The sequence below is a fragment of the Nocardia sp. NPDC019323 genome, from assembly GCF_044389845.1.
Lineage (GTDB): Bacteria > Actinomycetota > Actinomycetes > Mycobacteriales > Mycobacteriaceae > Nocardia > Nocardia implantans.
On record NZ_JBIRYN010000002.1, the window covers coordinates 969,319 to 983,381 of the forward strand.

The following is a 14,063-nucleotide window of genomic DNA, read 5'->3' on the forward strand; positions in this document are numbered from 1 at the left end:
CCGGTAGGGTCGTCGGCGATCGGCATCGGCGCGAGCGTTCTGCTATACAGCGTGCATGTTTCGCAGGTGGCTGATCGGAAGTGTGCCCGTGCTCGTCGTGGTGGTGCTGCTGGGGACGGGCACCTTCTACCTGATGAAGGCGCGCACCTTCCAGTTGGCCGGTCACGTGGTCAGCCGGGTGGACACCGACGCGCGGGTGGTCGCGCTGACCTTGGACGACGGCCCGTCCGATCGCGCGCCCGAGGTGCTGAAAGTGCTTGCCGACGCGCAGGTTCCGGCCACCTTCTACCTGAACGGACGTGATCTCGCCGAACACCCGGAGTACGGGCGAGCCATCGCCGCGGCGGGCCACGAGATCGGCAACCACACCTATTCACATCGCCGGATGGTCTTCGTCACGCCCGGCACGGTGCGCGACGAAGTGGAGCGCACGGACGCCGAGATCATGAAGACGGGTTACGCGGGCCCGATCACCTTCCGTCCGCCCTATGGCAAGAAGTTGTGGGTGCTGCCGCACTACCTCGCCGAGCACGACCGCGTCACGGTGACCTGGGACGTCGAGCCCGACTCCGGCCGGGCGGACGTCACCGCGGACGACATCGTCGCCGAGACGCTCGGCAAGGTGCGCCCCGGGTCGATCGTTCTGCTGCACGTCATGCACGGCAACGCCGAGCCTTCGATCGCCGCCATCCCGCGCATCGTCGCCGAATTGCGTGCGGCGGGATACCGATTCGTCACGGTGTCGGATTTGATGTCGCGCTGACCGACCGGCCCGACGGACGGTCGTGCGCGGTGCGCGGTGGGCTGAGCAACGGCGCGATTCCACGCAGCGAAAGTCGACCGCGGCGCCGGGCGACGGCCGGTGCGGCGAAGTCGGGGTCGGCTGCGAGCATCGCCTGCACGCGGTGGACGCGATATGGCGTCCGAATCGCCGTACACGACGCGGGCTGGGGGATTGTGCCGGATGTCGACCAGCAGCGCGAGCATCGGCTGCATGGGCGCTGTGGTGCCGGTCGACGGTGCGGCGAAGACGCGGCCGCGCAGTATCTTGTCCGGGGCTCGAACGCGGCCTGCTCGGTAGGCGCGTGGTTGGTCAGTCGCTCCCGGACCGGCCGCCGGCGCGACAGGCTGCCGATGTGGCTTCGACTTCTGTTTTGTGCGCGGCAGATGGGCCGATTCCAGGGTGATCGCAGGCGCCGACGGACTCAGGAGCGGTGTTCGTGGCGGAATCCGCTCGGTCAACCGGCAGCTGGGAGCATGCCGTAGGCATGGGTCGGCGTGAACAGCACCAAGGCGCGGCGGTCGGTGACCATCGCGTTGCGGTACTCGTCCCAGTCGGGATGTTCGCCGGTGGCGGTGCGGTAGTAGTCGACGAGCGCGTCGACGGTGGGGTCGTCGGGCGCGGCGGCGACGGGGGTGAGTTCCACCGTGCCTTCGAGCACGGCATAGGCGAAGAAGTCTTCGCGGGTGACGTGCAGCGCCGCCCACGGGTCCCGGACGAGATTGTGATATTTCGCCCGGTCGGCGGTGATGGAGATGCGGATGCGGCCGTCGGCGCCGACGACGTGCAGGACGTTGGACAGTTGCGGGCGTCCGTTGCGGCGGATCGTGGTGAGCACGGACCTGCGGTGGTCGCGGGCGAAATCGACTGCGGCGGCGAGTTCCATGCCCGTGTAACCCGGGGCCGCGTCGCTCTCTTCCCGCGGGCCGGTCAGTCGCGGTGGTAGGCGGCCTGCGCCTCGCGCACCCTCGGCATGTTGGTCTCCAGCACCCGGATGAGCGCCTCCAGACGGTCGGCGACCTCTACGCCCAGGTCGGTGAGGGTGTATTCGACCCGGGGCGGAATGGTCTCCTGCACCTCCCGGTGCACCATTCCGTCGCGTTCCAGTGCTTGCAAGGTCTGCGACAACATGCGTTCGCTCACGCCGTCTACCCGCCGCCGCAAGGCGCTGAACCGGTACGGCCCCTCACGCAACGCGACCAGCGCCAGGGTGCCCCAGCGGCTGGCGACATTCTGCAGGACCGGTCGCGAGGTGCAGTTCCGGGCGAAGACGTCGGCTTCCAGCGTGGGATCGTCGGCGTCCGCCGAGGCAATGCGCTGGCTGGACATGCCTCGATAGTACCCACCTTGACCAAAGTGGTTCCAGAATGCATAGTGCTTACGAATAGTTAGTACTTGCGAACATGCCGAACTTTGGAGGTAGTCATGACCGTCGCGGTGACCGGAGCCAGCGGGCAGCTGGGCCGACTCGTTGTGGAGTCGCTGTTGAAGGTGGGATCGACACCGGTCGTGGCGATCGTGCGCGACCCGGCGAAGGTGGCCGACCTTGCCGAGCGCGGCGTCGACGTCCGGCAGGCCGACTACGGTGACGCGGACGCGCTGAACCGGGCGCTCGCCGGTGTCGATCGAGTGCTGCTGGTGTCCGGCAACGAGTTCGGCGCGCGAGTCGAGCAGCACGCCAACGTCATCCGCGCGGCGGAGCGAGCCGGGGTGGAATTGCTGGCCTACACCAGCATTCCCGCCGCGACCGGCAATCCGCTCATCCTCGCGCAGGAGCACGCGGGGACCGAAGCGGTGCTCGCCGAATCGACTGTGCCGCACACTCTCCTGCGCAACGGGTGGTACTGGGAGAACTACGTGGGCGGTCTGGCGCACGCGGTGGAGTCGGGTGTGCTGCACGGCGCGGCGGGTGAAGGCCGCGTGGCGGGCGCGGCGCGGGCCGACTACGCCGAAGCCGCCGCCAGAGTGCTCACCACCGACGGCCACGCGGGCCGGGTGTACGAACTGGGCGGCGACGAGCGGCTCACCTATGCCGAACTGGCCGAGGCGATCTCGGAGGCATCGGGCAAGCCGGTGCGCTACGAGAACCTTTCGCAGGCCGATTACGCGGCCGGATTGGTCGCGGCGGGACTGCCCGCCCAGATGGCCGAGGCGCTCGCCGACGCCGACGCCGGTATCGCGCAGGGCGTCCTCGACGTGCGCTCCGGCGACCTGGCGCGCCTGCTCGGCCGCCCGGCGACCCCGGCGGTCGACGTCTTCCGCGCGGCACTCGCCTGATCGGGCGTTCGCCGTCACCCCCCCCGCGGTGATGGCGTCGACTCCGACGCGGCATCGCGAAGGCCGGGTGTGGTGGCTCCTCGCCGCTACACCCGGCCCGTGAATCCGCAGCGCCGAGCCGCTGCGATCACCCGCGACTCACACCCATTGCACCAGTTGGATGATGATCCCGTTCGGGTCGCTCATCTGGAAGTACCGCTCGCCCCACTCCTCGGTTTCGATGGGCGTCACGATCGGCACGCCCTCGGCTCGCAGCCGGCTGTACTCCGCGTCGATGTCGTCGACGACGAAGACGACGAGCAGGCCCTCGCCCGCGCTGCCCGCCGCGCTCTTCGGTTTGAAGCTCGCCAGCCCCGTGCGCAGGTAGATGACGTTCAGTCCGGCGTCGCCGCGGTCGAGCGAGACGAACCCGTCGGCCGACATCTTCTCCTCGAAGCCGAGGTGCTCGATGAGGAACCGCGCCGAGGCGGCCGGGTCGGGGACGTTGAGCGAGATGGCGGAAGCGGTGATGTTCATGGGCCCTCCTCGACAGCAAAACTCTGTACTAAGTACATTGTACTTTGTAGAGCATTTAAGGGCGGGCCGCATCATGAGCTGGGTCACATCGATACGATCGGTGGTTCGAGGAGGTGGCGATGGGACAGCCCAAGGAGCGCAGCGGTGCGGGCGACCCGGTGCGCACGCTGGAATTGCTCTGGCGGGTGCGGTCCGAGCCGGGCACGGGCCGTGGGCCGAAACAGCGCAGCAGCGTCGAGGCGGTCGTCGCCGCCGCGATCGAGATCGCCGACGCGGAGGGGCTGGCAGCGGTCACGATGCGCGCGGTCGCCAACCGGCTCGGCCTGACCCCGATGGCCACCTACACGTATGTGCCGGGCAAGTCCGAGCTGATCGACCTGATGCTGGACGCGGTCTACGCGCGGATGGAGCGGGCCGACCTCACGGGTCTGCCATGGCGCGAGCGGGTGGCCCTGATCGCCGCCGAGAATCGCGCCATGCTGGCTCGTCATCCGTGGGTGGCGTATCTGCCGACCACCCGTCCGCCGCTGGGGCCCGGCCTCGCCGCCAAATACGACCACGAACTCGAAGCCTTCGCTGACCTCGGTCTCGACGACGTCGCGATGGACGCCGCCCTGACCTTCGTGCTCGGCTTCGTCACCTCCGTCGCCCGCATCGCCATCGACAGCGCGCGGGCGGCGGCCGACAGCGCCATGTCCGACGAGCAATGGTGGGAGCGCGCCGCGCCGGTTCTGGCGCAGGCCTTCGACGCGCGGCGATACCCGCTCGCCGCGCGCGTCGGCACGGCCGCTGGCCAGGCGCACGACGCCGCCTACAGCGCCGACCACGCCTACGAGTTCGGGCTGACGCTGGTGCTCGACGGACTCGCGCGCCGCATCGAGGGCCCGTCCGCCTAGAGGCGGTCGCGCTGGATCCGCAGGGCGGTGATGGTGGTGGCCAGCCCGTCGTACTGGTTGATCAGCAGCACGATCTCGATCAGGCTGCGCTCGTCGTAGTGCTTCGCCAGTTCGGCCCAGGTGTCGTCGTCGAGATCGCGGGTCTCGACCAACTGGTCCACGGCCGCCAGCAGCGCCCGGTGTTTGTCCGACCACCCCGGCGCATCAGGGCCGGTGCGCAGCCGCTCCAGGATTTCGCTCGTCACCCCCGCGCGGCGGCCGAGCCGGATGTGATGGTCCATTTCGTATTCGCAGCCGCGCAGATGCGCGACCCGGATGATGACCAGCTCGGACTCGTGCCGGGGCAGCCGCCCGCCGGGCATGAGCTTGCCCGAGTAGTGCAGCCAGCCGCGGAACAGACCCTTGGTACGCCCGAGCGTGCTGAACAAATGGGCGTCGTGCGTCCCCGCGGCGCGGGACAGTACCTGCCAGACAACCCAATTGAGCGCACCGAGTTCCCGGAGCCGTCCGGGCGAGATGCGTGGTTGCAGCGCTGAAACCATGCCGGTTGCCACCTCCGCGTGGTCGTGCGGCCGGCGTCGGTGCCGACCGAGATGAGAGCCTACTTGGCAGTATCCCGTCCGGCGCGCCACCATTCTTTTGCTTTCCAGTGGTTTTCGGCGGGGTACCCCGTCATCATCAGTACCGGTGCGGGTCGCCGCGGCCGCAGCGCGTTTTCCGCGGCGTCAGGTGTGGACAACAGGTCGGCAGGGGAAAAGATGCTGGTGAGGATCAGGCCGGGAGCGGAGCTGTCCGGTGCTGAGCGGGAATTCGTCGCGTGCCTGCGGTCGTATCCGACGACGGGTCTGGCCGTGATCGATCTCGAGGCGGACAACCGGCGTGTCGACGCGGTGGTGTGGACCCCGCGCGGGCTGACCGTGCTGGAGGTGCACGGTTTCCAGCGCAGGCAGAGCGGCATCCTCAGCACCCCGGCCGAAGGACCGTGGAAGATCAGCGACGCGCCGGTGGAACTGGACGACCCGGAGAACGGAAGCCCCGCCGAACGGGTGGAACACGGCATCTACGCGGTCAAGCACATGCTTCAGCGGGCACTGCAAGATCCGGGGCACATCAGCGGCGCGGTCGTGCTCGTCCCGTTCCGCGGCGCGGTGGTGCGCCCGGCGCGCACGAACCTGCGTCCGGGGCTGGACGTGGTGGTCGGGAACGTCACCGACGCGACCGAACTGCGCATCTATCTGGAAGGGTTCTCCGCGGGACCGCGCGACTGGACCGCGGACCGGGTGATCGGCGCGTGCGGCGCGCTCGGTCTGGCGGAACTCGCCCCGTCCCGCGCGGAACTGCTCGAGGCGGGTTTCGAGGAGAACGCGCCGGAGCCGGTCACGACCATTCCCCGCACACCGGCGCCGCGAGTCGCGCCCACGCCGGGGCCCGCGACGAAGAGCCAGGCCTACGCGGGGTGGTCCGTCATCGTGATCGCCGTGGTGGGGGTGCTGTTCGTGCTCGGGGTGATCGCCACCGCGTTGGCGCACGACTCCGCGCAGCCGATCCCGGCGACCGGCACGACGAGTCCCACGCCGTCGCCGCCCGCCTACCGGCCCACCCAGTGCTTCCCGTTCCAGCAGAGCTGCTGACCGGTCAATCCCGCACGGCGCGGCCGAGTTTGGTCAGGCGCATGGCGTGCTGCGCGCGGGCCAGCACGTGCGTGCGCGAGGTGTCGATATGGGCGGTGAGCGTCGCCAGCGCCGCGTCCACCGCGCCGGAGACCAGCTGTTCGGCGATGGCGATGTGCTCGGCGGTCATCGTGGCGATGCGTTCCGGGGTCGGCATGTCCAGCGTGCGCACCGGACGCACCCGGATGTGCACGGCGGTGAGCGCGTCGGCGAGCGCTGCGTTGCCCGCGGCCGCGAGCAGGGTGGTGTGGAACCGTTCGTCGGCGGCCACCAGCGCGGGCCCGGGTTCGGGCGGGTGGTCGCGCAGTGCGCGCCAGGTGTCGAGTTCCGCCCGCACGAGTGCCAGATCGTGCGCGGGCTGCTCGCCGGGGACGGTCACCCGTTGCATGCCCCTGGCCTCCAGCACGAGCCGCAGCTCGTAGAGGTGATCGAGTTCGTCGAGCCGGGGCCGATACGGGTAGAGGCCGTCGGCGAGCCGCTCGACCAGGCCGTCGGCCTGCAATCGGGCCAGCGCCTCGCGCACCGGGGTGCGCGAGACTCCGTACGCCTCGGCGAGGCGTTCTTCGCCGAGCCGTTCGGTGGGCACGATGGCTCCGGTGGCCAGATCCCGGCGCAGCGAGTCGTACACCTGCTCGCGCAACGGAATCCGGCCCCTGTCGCGGGGCACGGCGGCGCTCAGATCGCCATCGCCGAGCGGACCTCGCGCTCGGCGCCGGCGCCACCCGCGCCCGTCGAGGTCACCCGGCCCGATCGCAGCACGTAGTAGCGCTGCGCCGCCTGCAACGCGAAGCCGATGTGCTGTTCGACCAGCAGCACGCTCAGCCCGCCGCGCCGGGTGAGATCGATGATGGTGCGTTCGATCTCGGCGACCACCGACGGCTGGATGCCCTCGGTCGGCTCATCCAGGATGAGCAGCTTGGGCTCGGTGATCAGCGCCCGCGCGATGGCGAGTTGCTGGCGCTGGCCGCCCGACAGCAGGCCCGCCTTGCGGGTGAGCAGTTCGCGCAGCGCGGGGAACAGGTCGAGCGATTCATCGATCAGCGCTTTGCCGCGTTTGCGGCCGTCGGCGACCACTTGCAGATTCTCCGCGGTGGTCAGTTGCGGGAAACTCTGCTGGCCTTGCGGCACGTACGCGATTCCGCGGCGGACCCGGCGCGACGGCGACAGTTTGGTGATGGTCTGCCCGTCGAACTCGATCCGGCCCGACTTCGCGCCGATCAGCCCGACGGCGGTGCGCAGCAGCGTGGTCTTTCCCGCGCCGTTGTGGCCCATGACGGCGACCACGCTGTCGTCGGGGACGGTCACCGAGACACCGTGGATCACCTCGGTGCGGCCGTAGCCGGAGTGGATATCGGTGAGTTCAAGCATCGCTGGCCTCCTTCTGGGCGGATTCCGGACCCGGCGCGATCGACGCGTCCTCCAGTTCGGTCCCGACGGCAGCGGCGGTGCCGAGGTAGACCTCCTGGACCTTCGGGTCCGCCTGCACCTGTTCGACGGTTCCCTCGCTGAGCACGCGGCCCCCGGCGAGGACCGTGACGGAGGTGGCGAAGGCACGCATGAAATCCATGTCGTGCTCGACCACCACGACCACCCGGTCGCCGCCGATGCGGCGCAACAGGTTCCCGGTCTCCTCCCGCTCCTCGGCGCTCATCCCGGCCACCGGTTCGTCCAGCAGCAGCACCGACGCGTTCTGCACCAGCAGCATGCCGATTTCGAGCCATTGCTTCTGCCCGTGTGCGAGTACCCCGGCGGGCTTGTCGCGCAGGTCGGCCAGGCCGGTCGTCTCCAGCGCGTCCTCGATCGCGGGCAGCACGGATTTGCGGCGGCGCAGCATGGTGAGCGCCGAACGGCCCGCGCCCGCGGCGATGTCGAGGTTCTGCAGCACGGTCAACTGCTCGAACACGCTCGCGGTCTGGAACGTTCTTCCGACGCCGAGCCTTGCGATCCGGTGCACCTTCTGGCCGAGCAGTTCCACGCCGGTCTTCTGCGCCGACCCGGTCGCCGGGACCAAGCCGGTGATCGCGTCGATGAGCGTCGTCTTGCCGGCGCCGTTGGGTCCGATGAGGAAGCGCAGATCGCCTTGCAACACCGTCAGATCCACATCGGTGACCGCCTTGAAACCGTCGAAGCTCACCGAGAGGCCGCGGATCTCCAGGTACTCGCTGGACATTCCGGCGTTGCCGCCGAGCTTCGGTTCGTGGGTCGTCTCGGTCATCGCGATTCCACCTTCTCCGTCGCGGGTTCCGGCAGCGTCTCGACCACCGGCGAGGGTGGGGTCGCGCGACGCCTGTTGTCCAGCAAGCCCTTCAGCATCGGCCACAGTCCGGCGAGTCCCGCCGGGACGAAACCGACCACCACGATGAACAGCACGCCTTGCAGATATGTCCACCCCGACGGGAACTCCTCCGACAGCGCTGTCTGCGCCCACGCCACGCCGATCGCGCCGAGCACCGGCCCGAGCAGGGTGGTCCGGCCGCCGATCGCGACACCGATGAGGAACGCGATGGACGGGACGACGCCGATATCGGCGGGGGAGATGATGCCGACGATCGGGGTGAACAGCGCCCCGGCGATGCCGGCGAAGAACGCGGCGACCACGTAGGCGACGATCTTGACGTTCGCCGGGTCGTAACCGAGGAAGCGCACCCGCTCCTCTTGATCGCGCACCGCCACGAGCAATTCCCCGTAGCGGCTGTGCATCAACTGCCGCACCAGCGCGACCACCAGCAGCAGCGCGGCCGCGGCGAAGAAGAACAGCATGCGCCGGTTGACCGGATCCGACAGCTTGAACCCGAAGAACGCGCGGAAATCCGACAGACCGGTGAACCCGCCGATGCTCTGCTGACCCGTGAGCAGGATGGCCAGCGCGGCGGCGAGCGCCTGGCTGAGGATGGCGAAGTAGGCGCCCTTCACCCGGCGCTTGAACACGCCGTAACCCAGCGCGGCGGCGATCAGTGCGGGCAGCACGAGGATGCCCAGCAGCGCCACCGGAGCCGACGCGAACGGCTTCCAGAACGACGGCAACTCGCGAATGCCCGCGATCTCCATGAATTCCGGCACGTCGTTGCCGAGCCTGGCGGCGTCGGCCATCTGCAGATGCATGGCCATGATGTAGGCGCCGACGCCGAAGAAGACGCCTTGGCCCAGAGTGAGCATTCCGCCTCGCCCCCAGGCCAATCCGATGCCGACCGCGACGATCGCGAAGCACAGGAACTTCGCCAGCAGGTTGAGCCGGAAGTCGCTGAGCACGGCGGGCGCGACCGCGAACAACAGGACGGCGGCGACGGCGAATCCGGCCGGCGCGCCGAACGAGGAGCGTACGCGCCACCGTGGTACCAGCGTGGTCATGCCAGGCTCCTTGTCCGGACGGTGAACAGGCCCTGCGGGCGGACCTGCAGGAAGATCACGATGACGACGAAGACGATGACCTTCGCGATGGACGCGGTGGTCGAGTACTCGATGTAGGAATTGAGCAGCCCGAGCGCGAACGCGGCGATCACCGTGCCCTTGATCTGGCCGAGCCCGCCGATGACCACCACGAGGAACGCGTCGATCAGATAGCTCTGGCCGATGGTGGGGCTGGTCGAGCCGATCAGCGTCAGCGCGACGCCGGCCACGCCCGCCAGCCCGGAGCCGATGAAGAACGTGCTGATGTCGGTGAAACGGCTCGAGACGCCAGAGGTTTCGGCCAGGCCGCGATTCTGCACCACCGCGCGGATGCGGCGGCCCAGCGGCGTCGCCTTGAGCACCGCCGCCAGCGCGGTCACCGCGACGACGGCCAGCACGAGGATGAAGATGCGCGTCTTCGGCACCACCGCACCGAGGATCGTGACGCCGCCGCTGAGCCACTCCGGCGCGATCACGTTCTTGGCCGGTGCGCCGAAGATGTCGCGGGCCAGCTGTTGCAGCACCAGCCCGACGCCGAAGGTGACCAGCAGGGTGTCCAGCGGCCGGTCGTACATCCAGCGGATCAGGCCCATCTCCAGCGCGGCGCCGAGCAGGCCGCCGACGAGGAAACCGATCAGCAGCGACACGACGAGCGAGACGCCTGCCGACGAAATAACCTTCTGCACAACGTAAGTGGTGTAACAGCCGGCCATGATGAACTCACCGTGCGCCATGTTGATCACGCCCATCTGACCGAAGGTCAGCGACAGACCGAGCGCGGCGAGCAAGAGAATGGATCCCAGACTCAGCCCGGTGAAGAGCTGTCCGATCACAACATCCATGGGGAAAGCTCCTGTGTTCATTGTCCGATGCTGTCCGCGGCCCCCCTCATTACGCTCCGTGTGACCGCCGGGGCGGGCGCTGGGAGCTGGGCCGCGGACAGCCGCGGACTACTTCAGGCCCTTGGCCCAGTCGTAGGACTTCAGATAGGGGTCCGGCGTCACGGCTTTGCCGGAATCCCACACGGTGTAGATCAGGCCGTCGGGGCGGATTTCGCCGATGCGGGCGGTCTTGGTGATGTGGTGGTTGGAGCCGTCGATGGTGACCAGGCCCTCGGGTGCGTCGAAGCTGACGCCGTCGGCGGCGGCCTGAATGTCCTCGACCTTGAACGACTTCGCCTTCTCGACGGTGTTCTTCCACAGGTAGACCGACGCGTAGGCGGCTTCCATCGGGTCGGAGGTCGGCTTGTCGGCGCCGAAGGCGGCCTTGTAGTCGGCGACGAACTTCCGGTTCACCGGGCTGTCGACGGTCTGGTAGTAGTTCCACGCGGTGAGCTGCCCGGCGATGTGCTGCGCGCCGATGCCCGCCACTTCCTCTTCGGCGATGGACACCGAGACCACCGGCATTTCCGCTGCTTTCAGGCCCGCGTTGCTGTACTCGCGGAAGAACGCGACGTTGGAGTCACCGTTCAGGGTGTTGAACACCGCGCCCGCCTTCGCGGCGCGGACCTTGTTGACGATGGTGGAGAAATCGGTGGAGCCGAGCGGGGTGTAGTCCTCGCCCTTGATCTCGATGCCGTTGGCGGCGGCGTACGCCTTGATCTCGCGATTGGCGGTCTGCGGGAAGACGTAGTCGCTGCCGACCAGGTAGAGGGAGGTGATGCCCTTCTGCTTCAGGTAGTCCAGCGCGGGGACGATCTGCTGGTTGGTGGTCGCGCCGGTGTAGAAGATGTTCTTGCTGTCCTCCAGGCCCTCGTACTGAACCGGGTAGTAGAGCAGTGAGTTCAGGCTCTCGAACTTCGGCTTCATCGCCTTGCGGCTCGATGAGGTCCAGCCGCCGAATACCGCGGCGACGCAGTCGGAGCTGATCAGCTTCTCGGCCTTCTCCGCGAAGGTCTTCGGGTCCGACGCGCCGTCCTCGAGCACCAGCTCGATCTTCTTGCCCAGCACGCCGCCCGCGGCGTTGATCTGGTCGACGGCGAGCTTGGTGGAGTTGGCGACGGTGACCTCGGAGATGGCCATCGTGCCGGACAGGGAGTGCAGAGAACCGACCTTGATCGTGTCCTTGGAGGTGTCGACGCAGGACGCGGCGCCGGAGCCGGTGGTGGAGGCGTCGTCCTTGGCGCCGCAGGCGGTCAGCAACAGGCCGGCGAGCGCGATCGCGGTGGGTACCGTCATCGCTCGCACCAAACGCCCGGAGCGATGGGTGGCACGGAAATCTGGCATGGGGCGAGCCCTCTCCTCATCAGGTGTCGCGGCGGCGTCGGCAGGGCGCCGCATCGAACACCGCCGCCTTCGCCCCGGTCACGGCTGTAGACGGGGCTGTATACAGCGGCTGTATTCGTGATGCGAACGGTAGACAGGAGTTGTTGCGCCGGAATATCTCTCGGTGACAAGTCCGTTTCGTCTGTTTCGCCGGTGTGAACCTTTTCCGTAAACGGACGGTGAACAGTTGTGAGATCCCGGCAAACCCGCTGGCCGGGGCGGATGTGGCTACGGTTGCGTAGCGTCGCCGCGATACGGCACGCTTCGATTCGTATGACGTCTGAACCGTCCCATGCCGCGGCGGCGGGCCGCGGACTCGAGTCGAGGAGGACCAGGTGGGCCACTACAAGGCGAACCTGAGGGATATCGAATTCAACCTGTTCGAAGTGCTCGAACTGGACAAGCTGCTCGATACCGGAGCCTACGGCGACCTCGATTCCGACACCGTCCGGGAAGTCCTCTCCGAGGTTCAGCGACTGGCCGAGGGGCCGGTGGCGGACTCCTTCGCCGCGGCCGACCGCGATCCGGTCGCCTACGACGCGACCACCTTCTCGATCACTGTTCCGGAGCCGCTGCGTAGGACCGTCGCCGCCGTGCGGGCCGCGGACTGGAGCAGGCTCGGCATGCCGGAGGGCATGGGCGGCACTCCGGCCCCCGCGGCGCTGGTCTGGGCGGTCGCCGAGATGATCACCTGCGCCAATCCGTCGGCGTCGTTCTTCAACATGGGCCCGGTGATGGCGTCCGTGCTGTACAACGTCGGCACCGAGCAGCAGCGGCGCTGGGCCACGGCCGGCTTCGAGAAGGGCTGGCAGGGCACCATGGTGCTGACCGAGCCCGACGCCGGTTCCGACGTCGGCGCGGGCCGCACCAAGGCGATCCGCCAAGAGGACGGCTCCTGGCACATCGAGGGCGTCAAGCGCTTCATCTCCGGCGCCGAAGTCGGCGACACCGCCGAGAACGTCTTCCATCTGGTGCTCGCCCGCCCCGAGGGCGCGGGACCGGGCACCAAGGGCCTGTCGCTGTTCTACGTGCCGAAGTTCCTGTTCGACCCCGAGACGTTGGAACTCGGCGAGCGCAACGGCGTGTACGTCACCGGGGTGGAGCACAAGATGGGCCTGAAGTCCTCGCCCACCTGCGAGCTGACCTTCGGCGGGCACGGCAGGCCCGCCAAGGGCTGGCTGGTCGGCGAGGTGCACAACGGCATCGCGCAGATGTTCCAGGTGATCGAGAACGCGCGCATGATGGTCGGCGTCAAATCCTCCGGCACCTTGTCGACCGGCTACCTCAACGCGCTGGACTACGCCAAGCAGCGGGTGCAGGGCGCGGACCTGACGCAGATGACCGACAAGGCCGCGCCGCGCGTGCCCATCACCGCCCACCCGGACGTCCGTCGCTCGCTGGCCATGCAGAAGGCGTACGCGGAGGGTTTGCGCGCGGTGTACCTGTACACCGCCGCCCATCAGAACGCCGATGTGGCGCAGCTCGTTTCGGGCGCCGACGCGGAGCTGGCGCACCGGGTGGACGATCTGCTGCTGCCGATCGTCAAGGGCGTCGGCTCGGAGCGGGCCTACCAGTACCTGACCGAGTCGTTGCAAACCTTGGGTGGCTCCGGCTATCTGCAGGACTACCCGATCGAGCAGTACATCCGGGACGCGAAGATCGACTCGCTGTACGAGGGCACCACGGCCATCCAGGCGCAGGACTTCTTCTTCCGCAAGATCATTCGCGACCAAGGTGTGGCGCTCGGCCACGTCAACGCGCGGATCGCGGCGTTCCTGGACGCCAGGACCGGCCGGTTCGACACCGAGCGCGAGCTGCTGCGCACGGCCGCGGAAGACGTCCAGGCGATGGCCGCCTCGCTCACCGGCTTCCTGATGGCCGCGCAGCAGGAGCCCACCGAGTTGTACAAGGTCGGCCTGGGTTCGGTGCGTTTCCTGCTCGCGGTCGGCGATCTGCTCATCGGCTGGCGGCTGCTGGTCCAAGCGGAGATCGCGGCGGCCGCACTGGCCGCAGGCCCCTCGGAGAAGGACCGTGCTTTCTACGCGGGAAAGGTCGCCGTCGCGAGCTTCTTCGCGAAGAACGTGCTGCCGACGCTGAGCGCGGTGCGCGGCATCGTCGCCACGCTGGACAACGACATCATGAACTTGGACGAGGCTGCGTTCTGATTGCAGCGCCTGCGGCGCTGCGAACGGCGCATGCTAGGTCTCGCTTCGCTCGAAAGACGTGGTTCGGTGAGCCGGGCACGTTGGTATACGAAATCAGGGACCAAGTG

Annotated in this window: 15 protein-coding genes; 5 read left to right on the plus strand and 10 right to left on the minus strand. The window is 68.4% G+C overall.

The features are described from left to right. Nucleotides 1–55 precede the first annotated feature (55 nt). Entirely contained in the window at nucleotides 56–763 is a 708-nt protein-coding gene (locus ACH49X_RS11880; RefSeq protein ID WP_357207354.1) for a polysaccharide deacetylase family protein, read from the plus strand. A gap of 475 nt (nucleotides 764–1,238) precedes the next feature. On the opposite strand, the gene ACH49X_RS11885 is transcribed toward ACH49X_RS11880, so the two are convergent. Further along, nucleotides 1,239–1,667 (minus strand): PPOX class F420-dependent oxidoreductase, encoded by a 429-nt coding sequence (locus ACH49X_RS11885; protein ID WP_195080721.1) that lies wholly within the window; start codon nucleotides 1,665–1,667, stop codon nucleotides 1,239–1,241. Nucleotides 1,668–1,711: 44 nt separating this feature from the next. Next, nucleotides 1,712–2,110: a helix-turn-helix domain-containing protein gene (locus tag ACH49X_RS11890; RefSeq protein ID WP_195080720.1), complete on the minus strand. Its 399-nt coding sequence runs from the start codon at nucleotides 2,108–2,110 to the stop codon at nucleotides 1,712–1,714. 96 nt (nucleotides 2,111–2,206) lie between these two features. Between ACH49X_RS11890 and ACH49X_RS11895 the strand changes: the two genes are divergently transcribed. After that, complete coding sequence (locus tag ACH49X_RS11895; RefSeq protein WP_195080719.1) at nucleotides 2,207–3,058, plus strand: SDR family oxidoreductase; 852 nt, start codon at nucleotides 2,207–2,209, stop codon at nucleotides 3,056–3,058. 138 nt (nucleotides 3,059–3,196) lie between these two features. Here ACH49X_RS11895 and ACH49X_RS11900 read toward each other — a convergent pair whose 3' ends face one another. Next, entirely contained in the window at nucleotides 3,197–3,574 is a 378-nt protein-coding gene (locus ACH49X_RS11900) for a VOC family protein (protein WP_195080718.1), read from the minus strand. Nucleotides 3,575–3,693: 119 nt separating this feature from the next. Here ACH49X_RS11900 and ACH49X_RS11905 point away from each other — a divergent pair, with 119 nt between their 5' ends. Further along, nucleotides 3,694–4,470 carry a TetR/AcrR family transcriptional regulator C-terminal domain-containing protein gene (locus ACH49X_RS11905; protein ID WP_357207357.1) on the plus strand — a complete coding sequence of 259 codons (777 nt, stop codon included), beginning with the start codon at nucleotides 3,694–3,696 and terminating at the stop codon, nucleotides 4,468–4,470. On the opposite strand, the gene ACH49X_RS11910 is transcribed toward ACH49X_RS11905, so the two are convergent. Next, nucleotides 4,467–5,012, minus strand: coding sequence for a carboxymuconolactone decarboxylase family protein (locus tag ACH49X_RS11910; RefSeq protein ID WP_397069609.1), 546 nt, complete (start codon nucleotides 5,010–5,012; stop codon nucleotides 4,467–4,469). The two genes, ACH49X_RS11905 and ACH49X_RS11910, sit on opposite strands and share 4 nt — an antisense overlap. A 216-nt stretch (nucleotides 5,013–5,228) precedes the next feature. Here ACH49X_RS11910 and ACH49X_RS11915 point away from each other — a divergent pair, with 216 nt between their 5' ends. Beyond that, nucleotides 5,229–6,101: an NERD domain-containing protein gene (locus ACH49X_RS11915; RefSeq protein WP_195080716.1), complete on the plus strand. Its 873-nt coding sequence runs from the start codon at nucleotides 5,229–5,231 to the stop codon at nucleotides 6,099–6,101. A gap of 4 nt (nucleotides 6,102–6,105) precedes the next feature. On the opposite strand, the gene ACH49X_RS11920 is transcribed toward ACH49X_RS11915, so the two are convergent. The 6 genes from ACH49X_RS11920 to urtA all read right to left on the minus strand — a co-directional run bounded on the left by ACH49X_RS11920 (nucleotide 6,106) and on the right by urtA (nucleotide 11,704). Continuing rightward, entirely contained in the window at nucleotides 6,106–6,807 is a 702-nt protein-coding gene (locus ACH49X_RS11920; RefSeq protein ID WP_195080715.1) for a GntR family transcriptional regulator, read from the minus strand. Between the two features lie 8 nt (nucleotides 6,808–6,815). Then, a complete protein-coding gene (gene urtE, locus ACH49X_RS11925) occupies nucleotides 6,816–7,508 on the minus strand; it encodes an urea ABC transporter ATP-binding subunit UrtE (protein ID WP_195080714.1) in 693 nt (230 codons plus the stop codon). Then, on the minus strand, nucleotides 7,501–8,355 hold the full coding sequence (urtD, locus tag ACH49X_RS11930) for an urea ABC transporter ATP-binding protein UrtD (protein WP_195045863.1): 855 nt from the start codon (nucleotides 8,353–8,355) through the stop codon (nucleotides 7,501–7,503). The genes urtE and urtD overlap by 8 nt, the downstream gene beginning before the upstream one ends. Beyond that, nucleotides 8,352–9,488, minus strand: a complete 1,137-nt coding sequence (gene urtC, locus ACH49X_RS11935; RefSeq protein WP_357207361.1) for an urea ABC transporter permease subunit UrtC — start codon at nucleotides 9,486–9,488, stop codon at nucleotides 8,352–8,354. The genes urtD and urtC overlap by 4 nt, the downstream gene beginning before the upstream one ends. Next, complete coding sequence (gene urtB / locus ACH49X_RS11940; protein ID WP_195080712.1) at nucleotides 9,485–10,369, minus strand: urea ABC transporter permease subunit UrtB; 885 nt, start codon at nucleotides 10,367–10,369, stop codon at nucleotides 9,485–9,487. The genes urtC and urtB overlap by 4 nt, the downstream gene beginning before the upstream one ends. Before the next feature lie 108 nt (nucleotides 10,370–10,477). Continuing rightward, nucleotides 10,478–11,704, minus strand: a complete 1,227-nt coding sequence (gene urtA / locus ACH49X_RS11945; protein ID WP_323124538.1) for an urea ABC transporter substrate-binding protein — start codon at nucleotides 11,702–11,704, stop codon at nucleotides 10,478–10,480. A 422-nt stretch (nucleotides 11,705–12,126) separates the two neighbouring features. On the opposite strand from urtA, the gene ACH49X_RS11950 reads away from it, so the two are divergent. Next, nucleotides 12,127–13,956 carry an acyl-CoA dehydrogenase gene (locus tag ACH49X_RS11950; protein WP_195080710.1) on the plus strand — a complete coding sequence of 610 codons (1,830 nt, stop codon included), beginning with the start codon at nucleotides 12,127–12,129 and terminating at the stop codon, nucleotides 13,954–13,956. Nucleotides 13,957–14,063 lie beyond the last annotated feature (107 nt).

Excerpts from the sequence above, each read along its gene's own strand:
- ACH49X_RS11880 (WP_357207354.1), top strand. The coding sequence starts at position 56 with ATGTTTCGCAGGTGGCTGATCGGAAGTGTGCCCGTGCTCGTCGTGGTG.
- urtB (WP_195080712.1), bottom strand. The coding sequence starts at position 10,369 with ATGGATGTTGTGATCGGACAGCTCTTCACCGGGCTGAGTCTGGGATCC.
- urtD (WP_195045863.1), bottom strand. The coding sequence starts at position 8,355 with ATGACCGAGACGACCCACGAACCGAAGCTCGGCGGCAACGCCGGAATG.
- ACH49X_RS11900 (WP_195080718.1), bottom strand. The coding sequence starts at position 3,574 with ATGAACATCACCGCTTCCGCCATCTCGCTCAACGTCCCCGACCCGGCC.
- urtE (WP_195080714.1), bottom strand. The coding sequence starts at position 7,508 with ATGCTTGAACTCACCGATATCCACTCCGGCTACGGCCGCACCGAGGTG.
- ACH49X_RS11895 (WP_195080719.1), top strand. The coding sequence starts at position 2,207 with ATGACCGTCGCGGTGACCGGAGCCAGCGGGCAGCTGGGCCGACTCGTT.
- ACH49X_RS11910 (WP_397069609.1), bottom strand. The coding sequence starts at position 5,012 with ATGGTTTCAGCGCTGCAACCACGCATCTCGCCCGGACGGCTCCGGGAA.
- ACH49X_RS11890 (WP_195080720.1), bottom strand. The coding sequence starts at position 2,110 with ATGTCCAGCCAGCGCATTGCCTCGGCGGACGCCGACGATCCCACGCTG.
- ACH49X_RS11915 (WP_195080716.1), top strand. The coding sequence starts at position 5,229 with ATGCTGGTGAGGATCAGGCCGGGAGCGGAGCTGTCCGGTGCTGAGCGG.
- urtA (WP_323124538.1), bottom strand. The coding sequence starts at position 11,704 with ATGACGGTACCCACCGCGATCGCGCTCGCCGGCCTGTTGCTGACCGCC.
- ACH49X_RS11905 (WP_357207357.1), top strand. The coding sequence starts at position 3,694 with ATGGGACAGCCCAAGGAGCGCAGCGGTGCGGGCGACCCGGTGCGCACG.
- urtC (WP_357207361.1), bottom strand. The coding sequence starts at position 9,488 with ATGACCACGCTGGTACCACGGTGGCGCGTACGCTCCTCGTTCGGCGCG.
- ACH49X_RS11885 (WP_195080721.1), bottom strand. The coding sequence starts at position 1,667 with ATGGAACTCGCCGCCGCAGTCGATTTCGCCCGCGACCACCGCAGGTCC.